This window comes from Xanthomonas sacchari (genome assembly GCF_040529065.1).
Classification (GTDB): Bacteria; Pseudomonadota; Gammaproteobacteria; order Xanthomonadales; family Xanthomonadaceae; genus Xanthomonas_A; species Xanthomonas_A sacchari.
Window position 1 is genome coordinate 1,109,550 of sequence record NZ_CP132343.1, and the last position, 24,474, is coordinate 1,134,023.

Here is a 24,474-nt window from a genome sequence, read left to right on the forward strand (position 1 = left end):
GCAAGAGCAGGCGATCGGTTGCTGACCGATCGCGGTGCTTGTGCCTTCCTTGTGGGAGGGACTTCAGTCCCGACGCGCGGTCCGGCAGTGTGCGCCGCACTGCCGTTGCGAATCCCCACTCCCGAATCCCCAATCCCGGCCTTCCGGTAAACTTCGGGTTTTCCCGAATCGGTGCTGTCCGCCATGCGTTCCCCGTTCCTGTTGTTGTCCCTGGCCGCGATGGTCGCGTCCGGGTGTTCCCGTGAAGCACCTGCGCCCGATGCGGCCGCACCTGCCGCCAAGCCGGCGCCCGCCGCGGCCAAGCCGGCCGACCGCAGTCACGACGAGACCTCCTACGCCGAGCCGTCCAAGGTCGTGATCAAGGATCTGGCGCTGGATCTGAAGCTGGATTTCGACAGCAAGCAGATCGGCGGCACCGCCACCTACACGCTGGACTGGAAGGACAAGAGCGCCAAGCAACTGGTGCTGGATACGCGCGACCTGACCATCGAGAAGGTGCAGGCCGACGACGGCAAGGGCCAGCAGGCGCCGCTGCAGTACGCGCTGGCACCGGCCGACAAGATCTACGGCAGCAAGCTGACCATCGAGGCGCCGACCCAGCCGCAGACGATCAGCATCACCTACCACACCGCACCGACCGCCTCGGGCCTGCAGTGGCTGGAGCCGTCGATGACCGAGGGCAAGAAGCTGCCCTTCATGTTCAGCCAGTCGCAGGCCATCCACGCGCGTTCGTGGGTGCCGCTGCAGGACACGCCGAGCGTGCGGTTCACCTACAGCGCGCACGTGGTCTCGCGTCCGGACGTGATGGTGCTGATGAGCGCCGACAACGATCCCAAGGCGGTGCGCAACGGCGACTACCGCTTCAAGATGCCGCAGCCGATCCCGTCCTACCTGTTGGCGATCGCCGCCGGCGACCTGGTGTTCAAGCCGATCTCGGCGCGCTCGGGCGTGTGGGCCGAGCCGGCGATGGTCGACAAGGCAGCCAAGGAGTTCGAGGACACCGAGAAGATGATCGTGGCCGCCGAGACGCTGTACGGCCCGTACCGCTGGGGCCGCTACGACATGCTGGTGCTGCCGCCGTCGTTCCCGTTCGGCGGCATGGAGAATCCGCGCCTGACCTTCGCCACCCCGACGGTGATCGTCGGCGACAAGTCGCTGGTGTCGCTGATCGCGCACGAACTGGCGCATAGCTGGTCCGGCAACCTGGTGACCAACGCCAGTTGGAAGGACATCTGGCTCAACGAAGGCTTCACCACCTACGTGCAGGCGCGCATCACCGAGGCGCTGTATGGCCCGGAAGCGGCGGAGATGGAGCGCGAGATCGACCAGACCGATCTGCTGGCCGAACTGAAGGGCATGAGCCCGGCCGACCAGGCGCTGGCGCTGCCGGCGCTGACCGAGCGCGATCCGGACGAGGCGCTGAGCCAGGTCGCCTACGTCAAGGGCGCATGGTTCCTGCAGTTCCTGGAGCAGCGCTTCGGTCGCGACACCTTCGATCCGTTCCTGCGCGGCTGGTTCGACGACCACGCGTTCCAGAGCGCCAACACCGACCAGTTCGTCGAGTATCTGAAGACCCACCTGCTGTCGAAGAAGCCGAACGCGGTGACCGCGCAGGAGCTGCATGCGTGGCTGGACGAGCCGGGCATTCCGGCGTTCGCGCAGAAGGCGCGTTCGCGCAACTTCGCCATGGTCGACACCGCGCGCATCGCCTGGAGCGGCAGCGGCACGCTGCCGGGCAAGCAGGTGACCGATGCGTGGAGCACCCAGGAATGGACGCGCTTCCTCAGCGGCCTGGGCGACAAGCTCACCCCGGCGCAGCTCAAGCAGCTCGACGACGCCTATCACTTCACCGGCACCGCCAACGGCGAGATCGCCATGCGCTGGTATCCGCTGGCGATCCGCAGCGGCTACCTGGACGCGCGCCCGGCCGCCGGCGAGTTCATCGCCCGCGTCGGCCGCCGCAAGCTGATCCTGCCGATCTACGCCGAACTGGTGAAGACGCCGGACGGCCTGGCCTTCGCCGAGGAGGTGTTCGCCAAGGCCAAGCCCGGCTACCACCCGATCACCACGGTGTCGGTGCAGGAGATGCTGGACAAGGCCAAGGCCGGTAGCGCCGCGCACTGACGCACGCCACCGCTGCAGACCGCGCACACGGCGCCGGGAGCGATCCCGGCGCCGTGTGCGTTTGCGAGGCCTGCATGATGCGGCGGGCGCGCCATGCGAAAGCGGCGATCGCTGCAGCAGTTCGCTGCGCGCACGTTGCGCCAGATGCTCATGCGCGGCATCGCTTGCGCGTCCTGCACGACGCGCGTCTGCCCAGAGCGGCGTTAACGAATTCCACACATGCCGCCGTTCGCGCGCAGCGACCCGTTGCCACGCATTCGCGATATCCTCGGCAGTCCCGATGGTCCCCGGTCCATGCGCGCATGACCCCGTTCGCCACCGCCTCCCTGCTCTCCGCTGCAAGCGCCATCGCCACGGCAGGACAGTGCCGATGCCGATGCGAGCGGAATCACCTGCGCGTGCCGAGGCGCTGCTGAGATGAGCGACGCGCATCCACTGTCCGGTTCCCTGCTGGCCGCCCTGCCCGATGCGCGCGGTGGCGAAATCTTCACCGAGCTGCTGCGGCGCTCCGGTTGCCGCGTCGAGCGCATCGTCTCGCATGGGCAGACCACGCCGCAGGACACGCCCTATGTGCAGGCGCACGACGAATGGGTGCTGCTGTTGCGCGGCAGCGCGCGGGTGGCGCTGTGCGAACGCGAGGTCGCGCTGGTGCCGGGCGATCATCTGTTCATCCCGGCCGATACGCCGCATTGGGTGACCTTCACCGATCCCGGGCAGCCGACCGTGTGGCTGGCCATCCATCTCGGCGAAGCCGACGTGGTGGTGTGAGCGCATGATCCGTCTCCGCCTTCCGGTGTCGCCATGCTGGTGCTGACGATGGCCTGGCTGGTGCTGGCCGGCGTGCTACTGGTGGTGGCGCTGCTGATCGGCGTGGTGCTGGTGCTGCGCGATCCTTTCCTGCTGGTCCGCCTGGAGAGCCTGCGCCAGCGCCGCGGCAGCGGGCTGCAGCGGCGTCAGGCCCAGGTCGCCGGACACAGCTGGACCTATCTGGTGCGCGCCGCGGCCGATCCCGCCGCGCCGACCCTGCTGCTGGTGCACGGCTTCACCGGCAGCAAGGAGAACTGGCTGCCGCTGGTGCGCGCGCTGGGCACGCGCTATCACCTGGTGATCCCGGATCTGCCCGGCTGGGCCGAGAGCCAGCGCATCGCCGGGCAGGACTACGGTTTCGTCGCGCAAGCCGAGCGCGTGGCCGCGTTCGCCGCGCAGTGCGCACGCCGTGCGGGCAGCGAATGCGTGCTGCTGGGGCATTCGATGGGCGGCGGCATCGCCGCGCTGGCCGCGGCGCGCCATCCCGCCGTGTTCGACCGGGTCGGCCTGTTCAACGCCGCCGGCGTGCGCTTCGCCGACAACGTCTTCGGCCAGGCGGTGCTGGACGGGCACAATCCGTTCGCGGTGCACGATGCCGCATCGCTGCAGCGCTACATCGACACCGTGTTCCTGCTCGAGCGTGCCAAGCCGCACATCCCGCGCTGGGCGGTGCCGGCGGTGGTGGCCTGGCGCCGCCGCGAGGCCGCGTTCGAGCAGCAGGTACTGGCGCGCATCGGCCGCGGCGAGGAAGCGTTCCTGCCGTTCGAGGAGGCCGCGCACATTCGCCAGCCGGCGCTGCTGCTGAACTGTGTGCAGGACGCGGTGATCGACGCCAGCGCGCTGGCGCTGTACGCGCAACGCCTGCCGCAGGCGATCCAGGTGCTGCTGGACGGCAGCGGCCACATGTCCATCGTCGAAAAGCCCGCCGAGGTCGCGCAGGCCATCGACGCCCTGATCCAACGAGGAACCCCACGATGAAACGCATCCTGCTCGGCGCGCTGTGCGCCGTTGCCCTGGCCGCTTGCGGCGATCACGAGGCCGAGCGCAAGGCGCAGGCCGCGGCCGAAGCGCAGGCCAAGGCGCAGGCGGCCGACGATCTGGCCAAACAGTACGACGCCGCGGTGAAGTCCGGCAACTGGGATCTGGCGCGGATCCATGGTGCGGCGCTGCTGCAGCAGTATCCCGGGTCGGATGCGGCCGAACGCATCCAGCCCGGCTATGCCGAGGTCAAGGCCAAGGGCGAGGCGGCGCGCGAGCTGCGGCGCATGCAGGCGGCCTGGCAGTACTCGCAGGTGCCGGCCGGCAAGGGCGTGCAGCGCTCGGCGATGCTGTACAGCCGCGACAAGGTCGATGTGGACGGCAGCGGGCCCAAGCCGGTGCAACTGGTATTCCGCGACCACCCGGAATGGAAGCGCAGCGCCTACCTGGTGCTGCAGTCCGGCGATTTCCGCTGCGCCGGCGGCTGCAAGGTGGAACTGAAGGCCGACGACGCGCCGCCACACGCGGCGGCGGCCTGGCGGCCCAAGACCGACGAAGCCATCGCCATGTTCATCAGCGACGACAAGGCGCTGTGGAAGCTGGCGCGCAAGACCACGGTGCTGCAGATCACCTTCCCGGTGAAGGCCGGCGGCACCCGCACCGCGGTGTTCGAGACCGGCGGCCTGGACGGCACGCAGATGCCGGGCTGGGATTGAGCGCGATGCACGCCGCCACGCCGCCGCCAGCCGAAGCCCTGCGCCAGGTCCGCCACTGGGTGTTCGACATGGACGGCACGCTGACCCGCGCCGTGCACGATTTCGCGCTGATCCGCCGCGAACTGCAGATCCCGCCGCAGGCCGACATCCTGCAGCACCTGGCGGCGTTGCCGGACGCGCAGCGCGCCAGCAAGCACGCCTGGCTGCTGGAGCACGAGCGCGTGCTGGCCCAGGAGGCCACCGCGGCCAATGGCGCGCCGGCGCTGCTGCGCACCCTGCGTGCGGCCGATTGTCGGCTGGCGGTGCTGACCCGCAACGCGCGCGAGCTGGCGCAACTGACCCTGGAGGAGATCGAGGTCGACGATCTGTTCGAGGAAGTGACCATCCTCGGTCGCGACGAGGCCCCGCCCAAGCCGCATCCCGGTGGCCTGCTGCAATTGGCCGAGCACTGGGGCGTGGCCCCGCAGGCGCTGGCGATGGTCGGCGATCACGCCTACGACCTGCAGTGCGGGCGCCACGCCGGTGCGACGACCGTGCTGTTGCATCCGGACAACCCCTGGCCGGCGCTGGCCGACCTGCATTTCGCCGATTGCGCCGCGCTGCTGGCATGGTGGCAGGACGGCGCCGGGCCGCAGCCGCACTGACCGCGCGCCGCGGCGGCTGACGGCTGCCGCCGCCTCACTTCCCCTGCCGTGCCTCCACGCACGGGCCTGGACGGCGCAGGGTGTGCCACCGAGGCGCGTGCTCACACTGCGCCATGGGCGATGCATCGGCGTGGCACAAAGTGTCACGTTCTCGAGACGCCCGCGGACGCCTGGATGGACGCCTTCAGGTCGGTGCATGGCGTCGTGATCCGCACGTCAAGGGATGTTGCATCGCAGCGCTGCGATGGCATGGACGTTGCTCGCATACACCCACGCTTCAGGTTCCGTGGCACACGCCGACCCAGGTGCAGCTGTCGCGGCTCTTCAACGAGGGGAGTAGAACGATGCACAGTCATTCACGTCGTACCCAGGCTTGTACATTGCTCGCGCTGGCCACTGCGTTGGCGCTGGCGGGTTGCAAGAAGCAGGAAGAGGCCCCGGCCCCAGCCGCACCGGCGGCCGCCGCACAGCAACCGCCGGCCACTGCGCCGGCCGCGGTTGCCGACACCGACAGCGAGTTCGCCACCAATGCCGCCAACCCCGACAACTGGGGTGGCATCGGTCGCGACTTCGGCCTGAACCGGCACAGTCCGCTGGCCGAGATCAATCGCGACAACGTCAAGAACCTGAAGATGTCGTGGGAGATGAAGACCGACGCCACCCGCGGCCACGAAGGCCAGCCGCTGGTGATCGGCAGCACCATGTACATGGTCAGCGCCTATCCGAACAACGTGTTCGCGATCGACCTGTCGCAGGAAGACAACGGCAAGGTGCTGTGGAAGTACACCCCGCAGCAGGACGAGCGCGCGGTGGCGGTGGCCTGCTGCGACACGGTCAACCGCGGCGCCTCCTATGCCGACGGCAAGGTGGTGTTCGGCAGCCTCAGCGGCGACGTGATCGCGCTCGATGCCAAGACCGGCAAGGAAGTGTGGAAGCAGAAGCTCGCCTATCCGGAGAAGGGCGAGACCATCACCATGGCCCCGATCATCGCCGACGGCAAGGTGGTGGCCGGCATCAGCGGCAACGAGTTCGGCGTGCGCGGGCGTGTCGCCGCCTACGCGCTGGCCGACGGCAAGCAGGCCTGGTCCTGCGAGGCCACCGGCACCGACAAGGACATCTGCCTCGGCCCGGACTTCAACAAGGCCAATCCGCAGCATGGCCAGCTCGGCGACCTCGGCCAGAAGACCTATCCCGACGAAGGCTGGAAGCGCGGCGGCGGCGCGGCGTGGGGCTGGTACAGCTACGACCCGAAACTCAAGCTGGTCTACTACGGCACCGGCAATCCCGGCCTGTGGAGTCCGTCGTACCGCTGCGGCAAGACCACGCAGAAGGAGTGCGACACCGGCGAGTACGACAACAAGTGGTCGATGACCCTGTTCGCGCGCAAGATCGACACCGGCGAGGCGGTATGGGGCTACCAGAAGACCCCGTTCGACCAGTGGGACTACGACGGCATCAACGAGCCGATCCTGGTCGACCTGACCATCGACGGCAAGCAGGTGCCCTCGGTGGTGCAGTTCGACCGCAACGGCTTTGCCTACGTGCTCGACCGCCGCGACGGCACCCTGCTGCGCGCCAACAAGTTCGTGCCGGCCAACTGGGCCGAGCGCATCGACATGAAGACCGGGCGCCCGGTCAAGGTCGCGGCGCATTCGCCGCTGGAGCGCGGCCGCAAGGTCGAGGCGTTCCCGTCGGCGATGGGCGGCAAGGACCAGCAGCCGTGCTCGGTGGATCCGGCCAACTCGGCGGTGTTCTTCTGCGGCACCAACAACTGGCACATGGAGCTGGACCCGCAGGAGCGCGGCAACACCATGATGGGCCTGCCGTACGTGTTCGCCAACGTGCTGATGAAGCCGAACGAGCCCGGCGCGCTGGGCATCGTCAAGGCGTTCGACGTGGTCGAAGGCAAGTCCAAGTGGGAGATCAAGGAGAAGTTCCCGGTGTGGAGCGGCACCCTGGTCACCGATGGCGGGCTGGTGTTCTACGGCACGCTGGACGGCTGGTTCCGCGCGGTGGACAAGGACACCGGCAAGAAGCTGTGGGAGACCAAGCTGCCCTCGGGCATCATCGGCAACCCGATCGCCTACAAGGCCAACGGCCACCAGTACGTGGCGGTGTTCTCGGGCATCGGCGGCTGGATCGGCCTGCCGGTCGCCGCCGGCCTGGACCCGGGCGATCCGTACGGCGCATTGGGTGCCGCGGGCCTGGCCTTCAGCAATGGCTTCGACAAGATTCCGTTGGGCGGCATGGTGCATACCTTCCGCATCGACGGCGCCGGCAAGACCGTCACGCCTACCACGACCGCCACCGCGGCCGCGGGCGGCGGCAGCGCGGCGGTCGCCGCCAAGACGGCGCGATGAGCCGGCGGCGCCGCGTCCAGGGTGCGAGCGGGGGCCGTATGGCGCCCGTCTCGCGGCGCCTGCCTGCGGGCGCGCGCGCCGTGTTGCTGTTGTGCAGCCTCGGACTCGTCGCCGCAGGCTGCACGCGCGAGCCGTCGTCCGCGACGGCTCGCGCTTCTGCTGCCCCGCCCGCCGCTGCGGCGCCGGCCTCCGCCGCGCCAGCCACGACGCTGCCGGCCGATGCGCCGGTGCTGCGGGTCTGCGCCGATCCAGGCAACATGCCGTTGTCCGATCGTGCAGGCGAGGGCTTCCAGAACAAGATCGCCCAGGTGGTGGCCGCGGAGATGGGCCGGCGTCTGGAGTACGAGTGGCGCAGCTACTACCAGCGCGGCCTGGCGCGCAGCACGATCAACGCCGGGCGCTGCGACGTGCTGATGGACATGAACAGCGATTTCGAAATGGGCCTGCCCACGCGCCCGCTGTATCGCTCCACCTATGTGCTGGTCACGCGCAAGGGCCTGGATGTGCGCCCGGCGTCGCTGGACGATCCGGCGCTGAAAAAACTCAAGGTCGGCGTGTTCCAGAGTTCGCCGGCGCGGCAGGCGCTGTTCGACCATGGCGTGCAGGGCGAGGTGCAATACCTGTTCTACGACTCGGCCAGCGCACCGCAGGAGCATCCCGGCAAGCTCGCCGAGCAGGTCGCCGCCGGCAAGCTCGATGCCGCCGAATCCTGGGGGCCGGTGGCCGGCTACTACGCCGCGCGCGGCGGCCTCGGCGTGGTGCCGCTGAACGTCATCGACAACGAGGTGCTGGAGTATTCGATGGCGTGGGCGGTGTCGCGCAAGAACGCGGACCTGCGCGATGCGCTGAACGCGGCGATGCAGCGCAGCGCCGGCAAGATCGACGCGATCCTGCGCGACTACCACGTGCCGCTGGTGGCCTGTGCCGATTGCATCGTCGCCGGCGACCTGCGCTCGCACGGTCCCTATGCGGTGCCCGACGACCAGGACGACACGCCGAGCGCGCAGGCCTCCTCGGACATGCTGGCGCAATTGCAGCTGCGCATCGCCGGCGGTGCCGATCCCAATGAGGAACTGGCGCACGCGCTGGACGCCGGCGATGGCGTGCGCGTGGCCTGGCTGCTGCGCCATGGCGCCAGCGCCGACACGCCCAACCAGCTCGGCGAGCCGCCGCTGCAGCAGGCGATCCGCAATCAGGCGCCGCTGCTGGTCGGCGAACTGCTGGCCGCCGGCGCCAAGGTCGAAAACCGCGACAGCAATGGCTGGACGCCATTGATGAAGGCGGCCTGGTCCAACGATGGCAAGAGTGTCGCGCAGTTGCTGGCGCATCGTGCCAAGGTCGAGGCGGTGTCCGCCGACGGCTGGACGCCGCTGGACCTGGCCATCTCCTACGCCGATGCCGACGTGGTGCAGGCGCTGCTCGACGCCGGCGCCAGCGTGCGCCACGCCAATCCGGCCGGCTTCACCCCGGTGATGTTCGCGGTGGCGCGCAACGAGCCGAAGATCCTCGACCTGCTGCTCAAGCGCGGCGCCGAGCCCGACCGCGCGAACCGCGCCGGCGTCACTCCCTTGATGCTGGCTGCCGCCGCCGGTCGCGAGGACAGCGCCCGGCGTCTGCTCGCCGCCGGCGCCAGCGCCGATGCGCGCGACGCCGACGGCAAGACGCCCGCGGCGCTGGCCCAGCAACGCGGCAATGCCGAACTCGCCCACCTGTTGACGGAGGCCCAGCACCGACGCACGCAATGACCGCTTCCTGTCGTCCCGCACATGCCGCCCGCGCGGCCTGCTCTTCCCATCGTGCACTCCGCAAAGGTGTTGTCCCCATGCGTCCTGCTTCCGTCCGCCGTCGCGCCGTCTCCGTGCTGCTGCCCATGTCCCTGTTCACCGCGTTCCTGTTGCTGGCCGCCTGCGGCAAGCAGGAGACGCCGCCTGCGCCCGCGGCCGCGCCGGCCCCGGCCGCGCCTGCCGCAGCGCCTGCGCCTGCGCCTGCACCGGCCGCGCCTGCCGCGCCCGCTGCCGCGGCGCCTGCACCTGCACCTGCACCCGCTGCGGCGGTCACGCCGATTCCGAAGGGGCCGCCGGTCAAGGTCACCCCGGAACTGATCGCCGAAGGCAAGGCAATCTTCAACTCCGCCGGCTGCACCGCCTGCCACGGCGGCACCGGTGGCGGCGGAATGTGCCCGCCGCTGACCAACGACATCTGGGTCTACGGCAGCGACGACGACACCTTGCGCGCGCTGATCACCGAAGGCACTGCCGGCATGGCCGCGCACGGCAAGACCCGCATCGGCCACGAGAAGGTGGTCGGGCAGATGCCGCCGTTCGGTCCGGTGCTCAAGCCGGGCGATACCGAGAAGCTGCTGGCCTTCATCCATTCCATCAACAAGACCGCGGGCGCCACGCAATGAGCAACGCGTTGCGACTGGCCGCGGTTGTCGCGCTGTCGCTGTGCGCCGCGGCCTGCCAGCGTGCCCCTGCGCCAGCCGCAGGGGCCGACGCCGCGAAGGCTGCGCCGGCATCGGCGGCCGCTACCGCGGCGCTGGCCTACGTCCCGAACCAGCGCAGCGGCACCATCTCGGTGATCGATACCGGCAGCGACCGCGTGGTGCGGACACTGTCGGCGCAGGGCCAGCTCGGCAAGCGCCTGCAGCAGGTGGTGCCGGGTCCGCCCGGACATCTTTACGTCATCGACGCGCAGGGCCATCGCCTGCTGGACCTGGACACCGTGCAGGACCGCGTGCTGCGCAGCGTCGACATCGGCGAGAACGCCGAAGGCGTGGCCGCTTCGCCGGATGGCCGCCAGCTGGCGGTGTGCGTGGAAGGGCAGAACCAGGTGATGCTGATCGACCCGGCCGGCTTCACCATCGGCGCGCACATCGCCACCCGCGGGCAGGCGCCGGAGCACTGCGTCTACACCCCGGACGGCGCGCTGCTGCTGACCAGCAACGAAGGCTCCAACGACCTGGACGTGATCGACCTGAAGGCCGGCACGTCCACCGGCGTGATCGCCACCAGCGGGCATCCGCGCGGCATGGCGTTCGCGCCGGACGGCAAGACGGCGTACGTGGCGCAGGAAGCGGCCAACGTGGTCGACGTGATCGACCTGGCGGCGCGCAAGCGCGTGGCCAGCATCCCGGCCGGGCAGCGCACCGCCGGCATCGCCATCGCCCGCGACGGCAGCCGCGTGTATGCCTCCAACGGTGCAGGCACGGTCAGCGTGATCGACCCGGCCGCGCGCCGGGTGCTGGCGGAGATCCCGGTCGGGCAACGGCCTTGGAATCCGGCGCTGAGTCCCGACGGCAAGAAGCTGTACGTGGCCAATGGCCGGTCCAACAGCGTCAGTGTCATCGACACGGCGGCGATGAAGGAGATCAAGCAGATCGCGGTGGGCGAGATGCCATGGGGTGTGGTCGTGGCGCAGTGAGGTGAGGCGAGCGGCGCTTTCGGGCGCCGCGACGGGAGGCGGGGAGAGCCGGAATGAAGACGCGAGCCGCGGTCGCCTGGGCGGCGAACCAGCCGCTGGCCATCGAGGAAGTGGATCTGCAGCCGCCCAAGGCCGGCGAGGTGCTGGTGCGCATGGTCGCCAGCGGCATCTGCCATGGCGACGACATCGCCTTGTCCGGCATCGACGCCGAGGCGGCCTTTCCGGTGATCCTGGGCCAGGAAGGCGCCGGCGTGGTCGAGGAGGTCGGTGTCGGCGTCACCAGCGTGCGCCCGGGCGATCACGTGATCCCGCTGTACATGCCCGAATGCGGCGTGTGCAAGTACTGCCGTTCCAACCGCACCAACCTGTGCCAGGCGATCCGCAGCAGCCAGGACCGCGGGCTGATGCCCGACGGCAGCAGCCGCTTCTCGCTGCACGGGCGCCCGCTGCTGCACTACATGGGCACCAGCACCTTCGCCGAGTACACCGTGCTGCCGGAGATCGCGGTGGCCAGGATCCATCCGGCCGCGCCGCTGGACAAGGCCTGCCTGCTCGGCTGCACCGTCACCACCGGCATCGGCGCGGTGCTCAATACCGCGCGGGTGCTTCCGGGCGAGAGCGTGGCCGTGTTCGGGTTGGGCGGCATCGGCCTGTCGGTGGTGCAGGGCGCGGTGATGGCGCGCGCCGAACGCATCATCGTGGTCGACATCAACCGCGACAAGTTCCCGCTGGCGCGCGCGCTGGGCGCCACCGATTGCCTGGATCCGAAGGATTTCGGCGCGCCGGTGCAGCAGGTCATCGTCGATCTCACCGACGGCGGCGCCGACCACAGCTTCGCCTGCGTCGGTGACGTGCGCGCGATGCGCGCGGCGCTGGAGTGCTGCCACAAGGGCTGGGGCGAAAGCATCATCCTCGGCGTGGCGCCGAGCGCGCAGGAGATCAGCACGCGGCCGCTGCAACTGGTCACCGGCCGCGCCTGGCGCGGCAGCGCCTTCGGCGGGGTCAAGGGCCGCAGCGAACTGCCGGCCTATGCCGAGCGCTACCTTGCCGGGGAGATCCGCATCGACGAACTGATCAGCGAAACCCTGCCGCTGGACCACATCAACCGCGGTTTCGAGGCGATGCGCGCCGGCCGCGGCATCAAATCGATCGTTCTCTACTGAGCCTCAAGGAACCGGCATGCCCTATACCCCAGAACCCAGCACCCCGTCGGCGAGCCTGCTCGCGCTGGCCGTCGCCACCGCCATCGGCCTGCTCGCCGCACCGGCGCGCGCGCAGACCACGGTCAACGCCGACGATGCGCAGATCACCGCGCTGGATCGGGTCGAGGTCACCGCCACGCCCATTCCCGGCACGCTGATCGATGCCGACCTGCTGCCGTACACGGTGCAGACCGCCAATGCCGACGACATCGCGCGCAGCCAGGCCGGCAACCTCACCGATTTCCTGCTGCGCGAGATGAACGGCGTGGACACCAACGAGGTGCAGGGCAGTCCGTTCCAGACCGATCTGACCTTCCGCGGCTTCCGCGCCTCGGCGCTGCCCGGCGCCTCGCAGGGCGTGTCGGTGTACCTGGACGGCGTGCGCATGAACGAGCCGTTCGCCGACATCGTCAGCTGGGACATGATGCCGGAGGCGGCGATCCGCAGCGTCGCGCTGATGCCGGGCTCCAACCCGCTGTTCGGTCCCAATACGCTCGGTGGCGCGCTGGCCTTCACCACCCAGTCCGGCCTCACCGCGCCGGGCCTGCGCGCCGACCTGTCGGTAGGCAGCGGCGCGCGCAAGCGCCTGGATGCGTCCTACGGCTACGCCGGACGCGACGGCCTGCATGCCTTCGTCGCGGTCACCGGCTTCGACGAGAACGGCTGGCGCGACGCCTCCGCCGGCCGCCTGGGCACCGTGTTCGGCAAGTTCGGCCGGCAGGGCGACAGCACCGACTGGGACGTGTCGCTGCTGCACGGGCGCAGCCGCCTGGTCGGCAATGGCCTGCTGCCGAGCTATCGCTACACCGACGAGGGCACCGAGCCGGGGCTGTACGAGGCCGACCGCGCCGCGGTCTACACCTCGCCGGACCTGACCCGCAACCGCAATACCCTGCTCACCGGGCAGTTCGATCACCGCTTCGACGAACGCACCGCGCTGCATCTGCTGGCCTACTACCGACAGGGGCGCCGCGACACCGTCAACGGCGACATCAACGACGACTACGAGGAATTCGTCGACGACTGCGCCGACGGCTACGCCACCGACGGTACCCCGCTGGATGCCGGCTGCACGGTCTCGCGCGTCGATGCCGACGCTCTGCACAGCGGCGTGCTCAACACCACGCAGATGCGCCAGCACGCCGAGGGCGTGGCGCTGAACCTCAGCCGCCAGGCCGGCGCGCACGCGCTGAGCATCGGTGCCACCTACGACCGCAACCGCGTGCGCTACCGCCAGTACGAACAGGAGGCGTTCGTGCAGGACGATCGCTCGGTGGTCGCCGATCCGGACGAGGACCGGGAGTTCTTCTCCGGCGTCGACGGCCGCAGCAGCACCCTGGGCCTGTTCGCCGCCGATACCTGGGAAGTGAGCGAGGGCACGCATGTCAGCGCTGCGCTGCGCTGGAACCGCGTCGCTGTCGCCAACACTCTGTCCACCGCCGACGACGGCGTTCTACCGCGCGAGCGCTTCGTGTTCGCCAAGGCCAATCCGTCGCTGGGCATCACCCAGCGCCTGGGCGGCGGCTTCACCGCGTTCGCCTCGGCCTCGCAGAACAGCCGCGCGCCGACCGCGATCGAACTCGGCTGCGCCGACCCGGAGCAACCGTGCCGGCTGCCGACCGGGCTGCAGGCCGATCCGCGCCTGGAGCAGATCGTCTCGCGCACCTACGAGCTCGGCCTTCGCTGGAACCCGTCGCCGGCGCAGACGCTGAACGCGTCGCTGTATCGCGCCGACAATCGCGACGACATCCTGTTCCTGCGTGCGCCCAATTCCCAGCAGGGCTACTTCGACAACGTCGACCGCACCCGCTACCAGGGCGCCGATCTCAGCTACCGCGGCAGCCACGGCGCGCTGCGCTGGTTCGCCGGCTACAGCTATCTGGACGCCACCTACCGCAGCGCCGGCGAATTGCTCTCGGGCGAGCGCACCGTGACGCTGCGCCCGGGCACGCGCATCGCCGGCCTGCCGCGCAACACGCTGAAGCTGGGCGTGGAATGGCAGGCGCTGGCGCAGCTGGCGCTGGGCGCGGACCTGCGCGCGGTGTCGCGGCGCGTGGCCAGCGGCAACGAGGACGGTCTGGTCGAGGATCCGGAAGAGGGCGAGGCGCCAGCGCGGCACGACCTGTCCACCGGGGGCTATGCCTTGCTCGACCTGCACGGCACCTGGGAACTCGCCGAGGGCTTGTCGTTGTACCTGCGGGTCAACAACGTGTTCGACCGTCGCTACGAGACGTATGCGGCCATCGCCGAGGACCTGTTTCCGGGCGGAGCGCTGGCGCGGCCGCAGGACGCCGCGGTCGAGGACGGCCCGTCGCGCTTTGTCGCGCCCGGCGCCCCGCGGCAGTACCAGGTCGGTCTGCGCTGGCGGTTCTAGTGGGCGTCGCGCGGTATTGATCGGCTTCGCGCGATCCGCCTGGTCCATGCGGCCGGAAGCCGATCGGCTCCGGCGACTGTCGCGGCTGAAGCCGCTCCTACGGAGGTAGCGCGCCGCCACCGGCGCAGCGATTCCTGTAGGAGCGGCTTCAGCCGCGACGTCGAAGCCAAGCATCCTCCAGGCGCATCAGCGGTTGGGACGCGAGCTCGCTGCAGCACGAACACCATCCCTGCCTAGCAAAACACGACGGGTGAAACTTCAGTGGCCGCGCGCAACAAGCGTTGCAACGAGCGATGTCGCCTCACCTCACACCGTCGCCAACCCATGCTTGCGCAGCTTGCGATACAGGGTATTGCGGCTGATGCCCAGCGCATCGGCGGTGCGGCTGACGTTCCAGCGGTGGCGCTCGAGCTGCTGCTGCAGCACGCTGCGCTCGGCGCTGTCCAGGGCGACGCGGCCGGGCACGCCGTCGCCGGCATGCGCATCGTCGCCGAGCAGGCACGGCCCGCTGTCGGCGTCGACGATCTCCTGCGGCAGGTTGGGGATGCGGATGACGCCGTCGGCGCACAGCACCGCCGCGGTGCGCAGCACGTTGCGCAGCTGCCGCAGATTGCCGGGCCAGGCATAGCTGAGCAGCTTGTGCAGGGCGTCCTCGCTGATGCGCACCGGCTGCTCGCCGCTCTCCTCGCGCAGCAGGGTGCGGATCAGCTCGGCCTTGTCGCTGCGCTCGCGCAGCGGCGGCAGGTGCAGCACCACACCGTTGAGGCGGTAGTACAGGTCCTCGCGGAAGCCACCGCTGCCGACCATCTGCGCCAGATCGCGGTGGCTGGCGCTGATCACGTGCAGTTCCAGCGGCACTGCGCGGTCGCTGCCCAGCGGCGTCACGCTCTGTTCCTCCAGCACGCGCAGCAGGCGCGTCTGCAGCGGCAGCGGCATGTCGCCGATCTCGTCCAGGAACAGGGTGCCGCCGCTGGCCTGCAGCAGCTTGCCGTGACGCCCCTCGCGCGCGGCATCGGTGAAGGCGCCGCGCGCGTAGCCGAACAGCTCGCTCTCGATCAGCGCTTCGGGAATCGCCGCGCAGTTCACCGCCACGAACGGCCGGTCGGCCCAGGGCGAGCTGCGGTGCACCGCCTTGGCGAACTCCTCCTTGCCGGTGCCGGTGGCGCCGCACAGCAGGATCGACACGCGGTGCTTGGCCAGCTTCAGCGCGTTGTCCAGGTTGTGCAGCATGCGCGGATCGGAGCCGACATGGTCGTTTGCGCGCGTGGCCTGGCCATCCGCGCCGCCGGCGCGGGCACGGCTGGCGGGGGTACGTGCGCGTGGCGGCTGCGCCAGGGCGAAGAAGCGGCGGCCGTGGCAGGCGCAGCGGATCGACCACAGCGTGCTGGCGTCGTTGCGCGCGCGCTGCTCCAGTGTGTCGAAATCCAGCTGCATCACCTTGGCGATGTCGCGCCCGACCAGCGGGGAACGGTCGGGCTTGCCGAGCTGTTCCAGCGTCGCCTCGTTGACCGCGAGCACGCGGCCATCGCTGCCCACGGCGATCAGCGCTTCGTGCAGCAGCCCGGCGAACTCCGGGCGGCTGTGGAAGCGCAGGATCCAGGCATGCCGGTACTGTTCCAGGAAGTATGCGCGGGCGATCTGCGCCGCCGACATGCGCACCAGCGCGCCGGTATGGCATTGCACCAGTTTGGTATCGCGCGCGTCGGGCGTGGAGGCGTCCAGCACCGCCAGCAGATTGCCTTGCGGATCCAGGATCGGTGCGCCGCTGCAGGACAACGGCAGGTGCCGCTCCAGGTAGTGTTCGCCGCGGTGCACGCTGAGCGCGCTGCCCTCCACCGCGCAGGTGCCGATGCCGTTGGTGCCCTGGTAGCGCTCGGCCCAGCTGGCGCCGCAGAACAGCCCGGTCTCGCGGAATGCACGCAGCAGCGCTGGATCCTGCACGCTGTGCAGCACCGTGGCCTCGGTGTCGGCGAACACCACGGCGTAGCTGCCGCCGGCGATCTGTTCGTAGAGATTTTCCATCTCCACCTTGGCGATGCGCAGCAACGCCTCCAGCCGCTGCTGGCGCTCGCGCAGCTCGCCGTCGTCGTGGATCATCGGCGAGGGATGGGTGTCCGGGTCCAGGCCGTACTCGTCGAGGCAGCGCCGCCACGAGCGCGCCAGGACCGGCGGCAGGGACTCGATCTGGCGGAAATGGCGCATGCGCGCCAGCGGCGCACAGTCGGCCTCGGCGGCGGATGCTGCGACGACCTTGGCTTGCGCGAGGCTGGCGACAGTCGACTCGGACATGGGCGCGCTCTCGTCCCCCCAGGGGGCCCCTGGGGCAAGTGACGCACAAACCGGACCCGCGCTCAACCCGCAGTGCAGCAAAGGCGGGAGTGGGGAATCGGGAATGGGGAATGGCTAGAGCGGCTTGGCTGGGGCGGCTTCTTTCCGCTTAGGCCAAACGAAAAAACCGCGCGATCGCGCGGTTCTTCGTGGACTCAAGGCGCCAGGGGCCAGCTTTTACGATCCCCCATTTCCGATTCCCCACTCCCAGCCTTACAACGCATAGCCGAACTGCTGCTTGAACTGGTCGTTGAATTCGTCGAAGTCGAAGCGCTGGTTCTGGGTGCCTGGGTGCTCGACCTTCAGGGCGCCCATCAGGTTGCCCATGCGGCCGATGGTCAGCCAGTCGCAGCCGCGCTGGATGCCGAAGATCAGGCCGGCGCGGAAGGCGTCGCCGCAGCCGGTGGGGTCGACCACGCGGCGCTCGTGCGCCGGCGGGATGTCGTAGGTCTTCTCGGGGGTGTGCACCAGCGCGCCCTTCGGGCCCTGGGTGGTGATGTAGGCCTGCACGCGCGAGACGATGTCCTTCTCGTCCCAGCCGGTGCGCTCCTGCAGCAGGTTGGACTCGTAGTCGTTGACCACCACGTAGTCGGCCTGCTCGATGAACTGGCGCAGTTCGGGGCCGTTGAACAGCGGCATGGCCTGGCCGGGGTCGAAGATGAACGGCACGCCGCCGGCGCTGAACTCCTCGGCGTTCTGGATCATGCCCTCGCGCCCGTCCGGGCCGACCAGGCCCAGGGTCACGCCCGGCACGTCCTTCACGTGGTTCTCGTAGCTGCGCATCATCGCCCCGGGGTGGAAGGCGGTGATCTGGTTGTTGTCGTGGTCGGTGGTGATGAACGCCTGCGGGGTGAACAGCTCCTCGATCACCTTGACCCGCGACAGGTCGATGCCCAGCGCCTGGAAATGCTCGCGATATGGGCCGAAGTCCTGGCCCACGGTGCCCATCGGGATCGGGTGGCCGCCCAGCAGGTGCAGGTTGTAGGCGATGTTGCCGGCGCAGCCGCCGAACTCGCGGCGCATCCGCGGCACCAGGAACGACACGTTCAGGATATGCACCTTGTCCGGCAGGATGTGGTTCTTGAACTGGTCCGGGAACACCATGATGGTGTCGTAAGCGAGAGAACCACAGATCAGTGCAGACATCGGGCAGGCCTTGGCGGAGGAATGAGCCCGCATTCAGGCGGGCGAGGGGCGGGGTCGCCGCGGCGCAAAGGGTAACGGCTGCGGCCCGGCAGGGCCAGAACCACGATCCATCGCGGTCCCGCCGATACCACGCAACGCGTGGTTTTAGCGAGAATTTTCCTTGCCCGCACCCAGGCGGATTGCTAGGCTAGCGGACTTCGTTTTCTGCCCATTTTTTCGCCATTCTGGCGACGGCGCGCGCCCCAGGACCCAATCCCCCGATGTTCAAGAAACTCCGCGGCATGTTCTCCAACGACCTGTCCATCGATCTGGGCACGGCCAACACCCTCATCTACGTGCGTGGCCAGGGCATCGTGCTGAACGAACCGTCGGTGGTCGCGGTGCGCCAGGACCGGGCGATCGGCGGCACCCGCTCGGTGGCCGCGGTCGGCGCCGAGGCCAAGCAGATGCTCGGCCGCACGCCGGGCCACATCACCACCATCCGCCCGATGAAGGACGGCGTCATCGCCGACTTCACCTACACCGAGGCGATGCTGAAGCACTTCATCAAGAAGGTGCACAAGTCGCGCTTCCTGCGTCCCAGCCCGCGCGTGCTGGTGTGCGTGCCGGCCGGCTCCACCCAGGTCGAGCGCCGCGCGATCAAGGAATCGGCCGAGGAGGCCGGTGCCCGCGACGTGTACCTGATCGAGGAACCGATGGCCGCGGCGATCGGCGCCGGCATGCCGGTCACCGAGGCGCGCGGCTCGATGGTCATCGACATCGGCGGCGGCACCACCGAGGTCGCGGTCATTTCGCTGAACGGCATCGTCTATTCGCAGTCGGTGCGCATCGGCGGCGACCGCTTCGACGAGTCGATCACCAACTACGTGCGCCGCAACCACGGCATGCTGATCGGCGAGGCCACGGCCGAGCGGATCAAGCTGGAAATCGGCTGCGCCTACCCGCAGGCGGTGGTGCAGGAGATGGAGATCTCCGGCCGCAACCTCGCCGAGGGCGTGCCGAAGATGATCAAGATCAACTCCAACGAAGTGCTGGAAGCGCTGCACGAGCCGCTGTCGGGCATCGTCTCGGCGGTCAAGCTCGCCCTGGAGCAGACCCCGCCGGAACTGTGCGCCGACGTCGCCGAGCGCGGCATCGTGCTGACCGGCGGCGGCGCGCTGCTGCGCGACCTGGACCGGCTGATCTCCGAGGAAACCGGCCTGCACGTGCAGGTCGCCGACGATCCGCTGACCTGCGTGGCCCGCGGCGGCGGCCGTGCGCTGGAACTGGTGGACATGCACGGCAACGAGTTCTTCGCGCCGGAGTGATGGTGAGGCTGGGAATCGGGAATGGGGAATGGGGAATCGAATGCCCCATCCGCACCGATGCCCCAGTGCCCGCGTTCACCGCCGTATCCGCGCCCCGGCCCGATCGAGCCGGGAGCGCGCCGTTGTTGTTCGATTCCCCATTCCCGATTCCCCATTCCCGGCTTTAGCCCGTGCCTCCTTACGCCGGTCCTCCCGTCACCGCCCGCCCCGGCGAATCCGCCAGCACGCCGCGCCTGTTGGCCTACTTGGCGCTGGCGCTGGTGCTGATCGTGCTCGACGCGCAGGCCGACTGGCTGGCCCGCCTGCGCAGCCAGGCCACGGTGCTGGTGCAGCCGATCTGGGCGCTGGCCGGCCTGCCCGGGCGGCTGGGCACCCAGGTGCAGGAGAACGCGGCCAGCCACGCGCAACTGGTCAAGGAAAACCGCGCGCTGCGCAACGAGCTGCTGATCGCCAAGGCGCGCCTGACCCGGCTGCAAACCGCGGCGCTGGACAACGCGCAGCTGCGCGAACTGCTGGGCGTGGCCGAGCGCCGCGGCCTGGACGTACAACTGGCGCCGATCCTGGACATCGACCTGGACCCGACCCGACAGCGGCTGGTGCTCGACGCCGGCAGCCGCGACGGCGTGCACGTCGGCCAGGCGGTGATCGACGCCGGCGGCCTGATGGGCCAGGTGATCGCGGTGACCCCGCTGCACTCCACCGTGCTGCTGCTGACCGACCCCGACCACGCGGTGCCGGTGACGGTGGCGCGCAACGGCGTGCGCCTGATCGTCTATGGCCGCGGCGGCAGCCTGGAACTGCGCGACATCCCCCTCAGCGCCGGCGTCGAAGTGGGCGACGAGATCGTCACCTCCGGCCTGGGCGGCCGCTTCCCGGCCGGCTTCCCGGTCGGCACCATCTCCGCCCTGCGCCCGGACGACACCCACGCCTTCCTGGTCGGCGAACTGAAGCCAGCGGCGAAGCTGGACCGGGGGCGGGATGTGTTGTTGCTGAAGAGCCGGGAATGGGGAATCGGGAATCGGGAATTGGCGAAGCCGGCGTCCGCGGCAGCGGAAGGCGCCTCGTCCGTGGCTGGAGCAGCGCAAAGCGGTGGCGGCAAGCCAGCGCAGGGCGTGACGCAAGCCCCCGCAACCGGAGCCGCCGCCCCGACATCGCCAAACGCGCACCCGTCCGGTAACGCGACCACGCCGCCGCCGACCAAGCCGGCACGCACGACATCCGATTCCCGATTCCCGAATCCCGATTCCCGCCCGGCTCCAAAGGAGACGGGCCAATGAGCCGCCTGCGCAGCAAAGGCTGGGTGCTTCCGGTCAGCGTGATCGTGGCGCTGTTGCTGGGGTTGATGCCGTTGCCGCTGGTGGTGCAGCCGTTGCGGCCGTACTGGCTGGCGCTGGTGGTGGCGTATTGGGTGATCGAGACCCCGGACAAGGTCGGGCTGGGCTTCGCCTTCGCGGTCGGGGTGCTGGCCGATCTTCTGTACGGCGGGGTGCTGGGCGAGCAGGCGCTGCGCCTGGTGATCCTGAGCTTCATCCTGCAGCGCTTCCGCGCGCGCATCCGCTTCTTCCCGATGTCGCAGCAGGCGCTGGCGATCGGCGGCCTGCTGGTCAACGACCGCATCGTCGCTGCGGCGGTGCACCTGGCGGTCGGCGAGCCGACGCTGCCGTGGAACTACTGGTGGGCGCCGCTGCTGGGCATGGCGCTGTGGCCGCCGCTGTTCGTGCTGCTGGACGCGCTGCGGCTGGGCCGGCGGAGCAAGTAGCATGGCCCTGCATCCGCGCCGCGCGCAGAAGAACCCGCACGCCGAGGCCGAGCAGTTCCGGCGCCGCGCGGCGCTGGGCTTCCTTGGCGTGCTGGTGGCATTGCTGGGCCTGGGCGGCTGGTACTTCAAGCTGCAGGTGTTGGACCACGACGTCTACGCCACCCGCTCCGACGCCAACCGCATCAAGCCGCGGCCGGTGGTGCCCGGGCGCGGCATGATCTACGACCGCAACGGCCGCCTGCTGGCCGAGAACGTGCCCGCGTTCCGGCTCGACGTGACCCCGGACAAGGTCGCCGACATGGACGCGCTGCTGGCCGAGCTGGGCAAGGTCATCGCGCTGTCGCCGGAAGACATCGAACGTTTCCAGGCCGCGCGCAAGGCCAGCCGCAGCTTCCGCCCGATCACCCTGAAGCTGCGCGTCAGCGAGGAGGAGCGGGCGCGTTTCGCGGTGGACCGCTGGCGCTTCCCGGGCGTGGAGCTGGAACCCTACCTGACCCGGCACTACCCCTACGGCGACCTGTTCGCGCACATCATCGGCTACGTCGGCCGCATCGACGAGAAGGACCTGGAGGCGCTGGGCGAGGGCAACGCCGCGCTGACCCACATCGGCAAGTCCGGGCTGGAGCGCTATTACGAAGAGGAACTGCGCGGCAAGGTCGGCTACGAGCAGGTCGAGACCAACGTGCAGGGCCGCGCGATCCGCACCGTCGGCCGGGTGCCGGCGCAGTCCGGCGCCGACCTGCGCCTGTCCATCGACGCCGACCTGCAGCGCGCCATGGTCGCCGCCTTCGGCGACTACCAGGGCTCGGCCATCGCCATCGATCCGCGTACCGGCGAGATCCTGGCCATGGTCAGCCTGCCGTCCTACGACCCCAACCTGTTCGTCAACGGCATCTCCCACGCCGATTTCCAGGCGCTCAACAGCGACCCGTCGCGGCCGCAGTTCAACCGCCTGGTGCTGGGCGGCGTCGCGCCCGGCTCCACCATCAAGCCGTTCATGGGCCTGGCCGGCCTGGACAGCGGCACCCGCCGCCCGGAGGACAAGATCCTCTCCACCGGCATGTTCTACCTGCCCGGGGTCAGCCGCGGCTGGGGCGACTCGCACCGCGGCGGCCACGGCTGGACCGACCTGCGCAAGTCCATCGCGCAGTCGGTGAACACCTACTACTACAAGCTGGCCATCGACATGGGCATCACCAAGGTCGACCAGTACATGACCCGCTACGGCTTCGGCGTGCCCACCGGCATCGACCTGGTCGGCGAGACCGGCGGCATCGTGCCGTCGCCGGCCTACAAGGCCAAGAGCCGCAAGGAAGCCTGGTACCCGGGCGACACGGTCAACATCGCCATCGGCCAGGGCGACTGGAAGGTGACGCCGCTGCAACTGGTGCGCGGGGTCGCCGGCATCGCCGACGGGCAACTGCGCACGCCGCACCTGGTGATGGCCACGCGCCAGGCCTTCGACCAGCCGTGGGCGCCGGTGCAGCCGGAGCCGAGCAAGCCGATCAGCGACAACCCCAGCAACCTGCAGGCGGTGCGCGAGGGCATGATGGACACCATGCGTCCGGGCGGCAGCGGCTATGCCATCACCGTCGGTGCGCCGTACCAGATGGCCGGCAAGACCGGTACCGCGCAGGTGGTCAGCCGCAAGGGGCTGGCCGCGGTCGATCCGCGCAGCCTGCCGATGCACCTGCGCCACCGCTCGCTGTTCGAGGGCTTCGCGCCCGCCGAGCGGCCGACCATCGCTCTGGCGATCGCGGTGGAAGGCGGCGGCTACGGCGCCAGTACCGCCGCGCCGATCGCGCGCAAGATCTTCGATGCCTGGCTGCTCGGCCGGCTGCCGCCCGGCGTCGAGCCGCTGGACAGCCTGCGCGGCGCCACCGCCTTCGGCAGCCACCTGTACTACGCCGAGGATCCGGGCTCGCGCGCCTCCGCCGATGCGGTCGCCCTGGCCGCCGGCGAACGCCCGGTGCTGATCGGCCAGGCCGAGGTGGATGCGGCGGTGGTGCCGCTGCAGTCCGCGGCGCCGGCGATCCCCGACGAGATTCCGGACGAGCGATGAAGGATTTCCTGCGCTGGCTGGTCGACATCGGCGGCCGCTTCACCCGCACCCTGGACTGGCCGCTGTGCCTGGCGCTGGGCGCGCTGATGGCGATGGGGCTGGCGGTGCTCAAGAGCGCCGGCGGCATGCACCTCGTCATGGCGCAGGGGGCGCGCTTCGCCATCGGTGCGGCGGCGATGTGGAGCCTGTCGCGGGTGTCGGCGCTGCGCCTGCGCGCCTGGACCCCGCTGATCTACGCGCTGTCGATGCTGCCGCTGCTGGCGGTATTCGTGCTGGGCACCGGCAAGTACGGGCGGCAGTGGCTGGACCTGAAGGTGTTCTACCTGCAGCCGGCCGAACTGCTGAAGATCAGCATGCCGATGATGGTGGCCTGGTACCTGCATCGCATGCCGCTGCCGCCGCGCATCCCCACGGTGCTGGTCAGCGCGGTCATCATCGGCATTCCCACCGCCTTGATCATGCTGCAGCCGGACTTCGGCACCGGCGTGCTGATCGCCGCCAGCGGCGGCTTCGTGCTGCTGCTGGCCGGCCTGCCGTGGTGGTGGGTGGGCATCGCCGTCGGCGGCGTCGCCGCGGCCGCGCCGGTGGCGTGGCTGTGGCTGCTGCGGCCCTACCAGAAGGACCGCATCATGATGTTCCTCAACCCGGAGAACGACGCGCTCGGCGCCGGCTGGAACATCATCCAGTCCAAGATCGCGATCGGCTCCGGCGGCCTGCACGGCAAGGGCTGGGGCCTGGGCTCGCAGTCGCACCTGAACTTCATTCCCGAGCAGACCACCGACTTCGCCTTCTCCGTGCTCAGCGAGGAGTTCGGCTGGATCGGCGTGGCCACCGTGCTGACCCTGTACCTGATCGTGATCGGGCGTTGCCTGTGGATCGCCTCGCAGGCGCGCGACACCTTCTCGCGGCTGTTGGCCGGCGCCACCGGCCTGGCGTTCTTCGTCTACGTGCTGGTCAACGGCGGCATGATCTCCGGGCTGCTGCCGGTGGTCGGCGTGCCGATGCCGCTGATGAGCTACGGCGGCACCTCGGCGGTGTCGCTGCTGGCCGGACTGGGCCTGGTGATGGCGGTGAAGGCGCACCGTCCGGTGCACGGTTACTGAGCGAGCCGCACGGCCGCTGCCGCGCGCTGGCTTAACCGCTCCCTTGCAGGCAGATGACTGCAGGATGGCAGCGCGTGTCACGCGTGCCACAATTCGCGTCGATGCCACGTGACGCGCGCCGCTCCCCCCGGCCCGCACGCG

General features: G+C 69.8%; 18 protein-coding genes. 16 read left to right on the forward strand and 2 right to left on the reverse strand.

Features of this window, described 5'->3' with window-relative positions; genetic code table 11:
- Positions 1 to 183 precede the first annotated feature (183 nt).
- The 11 genes from RAB71_RS04795 to RAB71_RS04845 all read left to right on the forward strand — a co-directional run bounded on the left by RAB71_RS04795 (position 184) and on the right by RAB71_RS04845 (position 14,628).
- Positions 184 to 2,124 (forward strand): M1 family metallopeptidase, encoded by a 1,941-nt coding sequence (locus tag RAB71_RS04795; protein WP_029561946.1) that lies wholly within the window; start codon positions 184 to 186, stop codon positions 2,122 to 2,124.
- A 417-nt stretch (positions 2,125 to 2,541) separates the two neighbouring features.
- Positions 2,542 to 2,892, forward strand: a complete 351-nt coding sequence (locus tag RAB71_RS04800; protein WP_010341924.1) for a cupin domain-containing protein — start codon at positions 2,542 to 2,544, stop codon at positions 2,890 to 2,892.
- Positions 2,893 to 2,925: 33 nt separating this feature from the next.
- Complete coding sequence (locus RAB71_RS04805; protein ID WP_010341923.1) at positions 2,926 to 3,909, forward strand: alpha/beta fold hydrolase; 984 nt, start codon at positions 2,926 to 2,928, stop codon at positions 3,907 to 3,909.
- Complete coding sequence (locus RAB71_RS04810; RefSeq protein WP_010341921.1) at positions 3,906 to 4,625, forward strand: hypothetical protein; 720 nt, start codon at positions 3,906 to 3,908, stop codon at positions 4,623 to 4,625. Before RAB71_RS04805 ends, RAB71_RS04810 begins: the two co-directional genes overlap by 4 nt.
- A 5-nt stretch (positions 4,626 to 4,630) precedes the next feature.
- Positions 4,631 to 5,269 carry an HAD family hydrolase gene (locus tag RAB71_RS04815; RefSeq protein ID WP_010341919.1) on the forward strand — a complete coding sequence of 213 codons (639 nt, stop codon included), beginning with the start codon at positions 4,631 to 4,633 and terminating at the stop codon, positions 5,267 to 5,269.
- A 344-nt stretch (positions 5,270 to 5,613) separates the two neighbouring features.
- Positions 5,614 to 7,629: a methanol/ethanol family PQQ-dependent dehydrogenase gene (locus RAB71_RS04820; protein ID WP_104609512.1), complete on the forward strand. Its 2,016-nt coding sequence runs from the start codon at positions 5,614 to 5,616 to the stop codon at positions 7,627 to 7,629.
- 38 nt (positions 7,630 to 7,667) lie between these two features.
- Complete coding sequence (locus RAB71_RS04825) at positions 7,668 to 9,374, forward strand: quinoprotein dehydrogenase-associated putative ABC transporter substrate-binding protein (RefSeq protein WP_236614888.1); 1,707 nt, start codon at positions 7,668 to 7,670, stop codon at positions 9,372 to 9,374.
- 125 nt (positions 9,375 to 9,499) lie between these two features.
- On the forward strand, positions 9,500 to 10,036 hold the full coding sequence (locus RAB71_RS04830) for a c-type cytochrome (protein ID WP_316685603.1): 537 nt from the start codon (positions 9,500 to 9,502) through the stop codon (positions 10,034 to 10,036).
- Positions 10,033 to 11,052, forward strand: a complete 1,020-nt coding sequence (locus RAB71_RS04835) for a beta-propeller fold lactonase family protein (protein WP_010343687.1) — start codon at positions 10,033 to 10,035, stop codon at positions 11,050 to 11,052. Before RAB71_RS04830 ends, RAB71_RS04835 begins: the two co-directional genes overlap by 4 nt.
- Positions 11,053 to 11,105: 53 nt before the next feature.
- On the forward strand, positions 11,106 to 12,215 hold the full coding sequence (locus tag RAB71_RS04840; protein ID WP_010343688.1) for an S-(hydroxymethyl)glutathione dehydrogenase/class III alcohol dehydrogenase: 1,110 nt from the start codon (positions 11,106 to 11,108) through the stop codon (positions 12,213 to 12,215).
- 16 nt (positions 12,216 to 12,231) lie between these two features.
- Positions 12,232 to 14,628 (forward strand): TonB-dependent receptor, encoded by a 2,397-nt coding sequence (locus RAB71_RS04845; RefSeq protein ID WP_010343689.1) that lies wholly within the window; start codon positions 12,232 to 12,234, stop codon positions 14,626 to 14,628.
- 306 nt (positions 14,629 to 14,934) lie between these two features.
- On the opposite strand, the gene RAB71_RS04850 is transcribed toward RAB71_RS04845, so the two are convergent.
- On the reverse strand, positions 14,935 to 16,917 hold the full coding sequence (locus RAB71_RS04850) for a sigma-54-dependent Fis family transcriptional regulator (protein WP_010343690.1): 1,983 nt from the start codon (positions 16,915 to 16,917) through the stop codon (positions 14,935 to 14,937).
- Positions 16,918 to 17,169: 252 nt separating this feature from the next.
- Complete coding sequence (locus RAB71_RS04855; protein ID WP_010343691.1) at positions 17,170 to 18,102, reverse strand: carbohydrate kinase family protein; 933 nt, start codon at positions 18,100 to 18,102, stop codon at positions 17,170 to 17,172.
- A 260-nt stretch (positions 18,103 to 18,362) separates the two neighbouring features.
- Here RAB71_RS04855 and RAB71_RS04860 point away from each other — a divergent pair, with 260 nt between their 5' ends.
- The 5 genes from RAB71_RS04860 (at position 18,363) to rodA (ending at position 24,333) form a co-directional block, all read left to right on the forward strand.
- Positions 18,363 to 19,409: a rod shape-determining protein gene (locus RAB71_RS04860; RefSeq protein WP_010343692.1), complete on the forward strand. Its 1,047-nt coding sequence runs from the start codon at positions 18,363 to 18,365 to the stop codon at positions 19,407 to 19,409.
- Positions 19,410 to 19,579: 170 nt separating this feature from the next.
- Entirely contained in the window at positions 19,580 to 20,686 is a 1,107-nt protein-coding gene (gene mreC / locus RAB71_RS04865; protein ID WP_029562198.1) for a rod shape-determining protein MreC, read from the forward strand.
- Entirely contained in the window at positions 20,683 to 21,168 is a 486-nt protein-coding gene (gene mreD, locus RAB71_RS04870) for a rod shape-determining protein MreD (protein ID WP_010343694.1), read from the forward strand. The genes mreC and mreD overlap by 4 nt, the downstream gene beginning before the upstream one ends.
- A 1-nt stretch (position 21,169) precedes the next feature.
- Positions 21,170 to 23,230, forward strand: coding sequence for a penicillin-binding protein 2 (gene mrdA / locus RAB71_RS04875; protein ID WP_010343695.1), 2,061 nt, complete (start codon positions 21,170 to 21,172; stop codon positions 23,228 to 23,230).
- The gene (gene rodA / locus RAB71_RS04880; RefSeq protein ID WP_010343696.1) at positions 23,227 to 24,333 is read left to right on the forward strand and encodes a rod shape-determining protein RodA; all 1,107 of its coding nucleotides are present in this window, start codon (positions 23,227 to 23,229) and stop codon (positions 24,331 to 24,333) included. Before mrdA ends, rodA begins: the two co-directional genes overlap by 4 nt.
- Positions 24,334 to 24,474 lie beyond the last annotated feature (141 nt).

Excerpts from the sequence above, each read along its gene's own strand:
- mreD (WP_010343694.1), top strand. The coding sequence starts at position 20,683 with ATGAGCCGCCTGCGCAGCAAAGGCTGGGTGCTTCCGGTCAGCGTGATC.
- RAB71_RS04860 (WP_010343692.1), top strand. The coding sequence starts at position 18,363 with ATGTTCAAGAAACTCCGCGGCATGTTCTCCAACGACCTGTCCATCGAT.
- RAB71_RS04840 (WP_010343688.1), top strand. The coding sequence starts at position 11,106 with ATGAAGACGCGAGCCGCGGTCGCCTGGGCGGCGAACCAGCCGCTGGCC.
- RAB71_RS04855 (WP_010343691.1), bottom strand. The coding sequence starts at position 18,102 with ATGTCTGCACTGATCTGTGGTTCTCTCGCTTACGACACCATCATGGTG.
- RAB71_RS04810 (WP_010341921.1), top strand. The coding sequence starts at position 3,906 with ATGAAACGCATCCTGCTCGGCGCGCTGTGCGCCGTTGCCCTGGCCGCT.
- RAB71_RS04835 (WP_010343687.1), top strand. The coding sequence starts at position 10,033 with ATGAGCAACGCGTTGCGACTGGCCGCGGTTGTCGCGCTGTCGCTGTGC.
- RAB71_RS04825 (WP_236614888.1), top strand. The coding sequence starts at position 7,668 with ATGGCGCCCGTCTCGCGGCGCCTGCCTGCGGGCGCGCGCGCCGTGTTG.
- RAB71_RS04795 (WP_029561946.1), top strand. The coding sequence starts at position 184 with ATGCGTTCCCCGTTCCTGTTGTTGTCCCTGGCCGCGATGGTCGCGTCC.
- RAB71_RS04800 (WP_010341924.1), top strand. The coding sequence starts at position 2,542 with ATGAGCGACGCGCATCCACTGTCCGGTTCCCTGCTGGCCGCCCTGCCC.
- mrdA (WP_010343695.1), top strand. The coding sequence starts at position 21,170 with ATGGCCCTGCATCCGCGCCGCGCGCAGAAGAACCCGCACGCCGAGGCC.
- RAB71_RS04830 (WP_316685603.1), top strand. The coding sequence starts at position 9,500 with ATGTCCCTGTTCACCGCGTTCCTGTTGCTGGCCGCCTGCGGCAAGCAG.
- RAB71_RS04820 (WP_104609512.1), top strand. The coding sequence starts at position 5,614 with ATGCACAGTCATTCACGTCGTACCCAGGCTTGTACATTGCTCGCGCTG.
- RAB71_RS04815 (WP_010341919.1), top strand. The coding sequence starts at position 4,631 with ATGCACGCCGCCACGCCGCCGCCAGCCGAAGCCCTGCGCCAGGTCCGC.
- RAB71_RS04850 (WP_010343690.1), bottom strand. The coding sequence starts at position 16,917 with ATGTCCGAGTCGACTGTCGCCAGCCTCGCGCAAGCCAAGGTCGTCGCA.
- rodA (WP_010343696.1), top strand. The coding sequence starts at position 23,227 with ATGAAGGATTTCCTGCGCTGGCTGGTCGACATCGGCGGCCGCTTCACC.
- RAB71_RS04805 (WP_010341923.1), top strand. The coding sequence starts at position 2,926 with ATGCTGGTGCTGACGATGGCCTGGCTGGTGCTGGCCGGCGTGCTACTG.
- RAB71_RS04845 (WP_010343689.1), top strand. The coding sequence starts at position 12,232 with ATGCCCTATACCCCAGAACCCAGCACCCCGTCGGCGAGCCTGCTCGCG.